The following is a 1,094-nucleotide window of genomic DNA, read 5'->3' on the forward strand; positions in this document are numbered from 1 at the left end:
CTCGACTCCAACGACCGCCTGCTCGCCGTGAGCACGATCACCTTCGACGCCGCCGTCCTCGACCTCTACCTCCCACTGGTGAGCGGAGCGGCCGTCGTCCTCGCCGAGACCGACGTCGTACGCGACCCCCAGGCACTGGCCCAGACCCTGTCCGAGCAACAGATCACCACCATGCAGGCCACGCCCTCGGTGTGGCAGAACCTGACCGACCTGACCCCCGACCTCCACCTGCGCAACGCACTCGCCGCCGGCGAAGCCCTGCCCGCCGACCTGTCACAGACCCTGCAGAACCTCTCCGACACCGCATTCAACGGCTACGGACCCACCGAAACCACCGTCTACGCGACCGTCAGCCCACTGTCCGGCGCCGACACACCGCCCATCGGCCGACCGATCACGAACACCCGGCTGTACGTACTCGACGAAGCCCTGCGACCCGTACCGGTAGGCATCACCGGCGAGCTCTACATCGCAGGGCCAGGAGTGGCCCGCGGCTACCTCAACCGGCCAACGCTCACCGCGGAGCGCTTCGTGGCCGACCCCTTCGGACCGCCCGGCTCCCGCATGTACCGCACCGGAGACCTCGTCAAATGGCGCCACGACGGACAACTGGACTACCTCGGCCGAGCCGACCAGCAAGTCAAACTCCGCGGCTTCCGCATCGAATGCGGCGAAGTGGAAACCGCCCTCACCCGACACCCCTCAGTCGCGCAGGCAGCCGTCGTGATCCGCGAGGACCAACCCGGCGACCGACGCCTGATCGCCTACACCGTCCCCGTCGACGGCGGCACACTCCCCGGCGGGACGCTGCGCGAGCACCTGGCCGGACTCCTCCCCGACTACATGATCCCGTCCGCGTTCATGACCGTCGACACCCTGCCACTGACCAGCAGCGGAAAACTCGACCGGGCGGCGCTGCCCCGGCCCGACTACTACTCGGCCGACACCTACCGAGCCCCCACCACGGTCCGGGAGAAGGAACTCGCAACCGAGTTCGCCCACACCCTGGGCGTCGAACAAGTCGGAGTAGACGACAGCTTCTTCCACCTCGGCGGCCACTCCCTCCTCGCCGCCCAACTCGTCAACCGCATCCG

The 1,094-nt window shown here is 68.4% G+C and carries 1 protein-coding gene; it reads left to right on the forward strand.

Annotated features, from left to right (window positions below):
• Positions 1-1,094, forward strand: a 1,094-nt coding sequence (locus tag ACIBVL_RS43235) for an AMP-binding protein (protein ID WP_399106787.1), incomplete at both ends; no start/stop codon positions are given.

This window comes from Streptomyces sp. NPDC049687 (assembly GCF_044465285.1).
Classification (GTDB): Bacteria; Actinomycetota; Actinomycetes; order Streptomycetales; family Streptomycetaceae; genus Streptomyces.